The 243-nt window shown below is 73.7% G+C and carries 1 pseudogene; it reads right to left on the reverse strand.

Annotation, left to right across the window (positions count from 1 at the left end):
* A pseudogene (locus C7C46_RS33925) lies at positions 1-243 on the reverse strand (AMP-binding protein); the annotation flags it as partial.

Here is a 243-nt window from a genome sequence, read left to right on the forward strand (position 1 = left end):
CACGGCGGGGTGGTCCCGGAGCGCGGCCTCGACCTCGCCGGCGCCGATCTTGAAGCCACCGCTCTTGATCAGGTCCACCGAGGCACGGCCGACGATCCGGTGGAAGCCGTCGGGGCCGATGGTGGCCACGTCCCCGGTGCGGAACCAGCCGTCCGCCGTACGCACCTCGGCGTCGGCGGCCGGGCGGTTGAGGTAGCCGTCGAACAGGGTCGCCCCGCTCACCTGGAGCTCGCCCACCGACTC

It is taken from the genome of Streptomyces tateyamensis, assembly GCF_003205575.1.
GTDB lineage: Bacteria > Actinomycetota > Actinomycetes > Streptomycetales > Streptomycetaceae > Kitasatospora > Kitasatospora tateyamensis.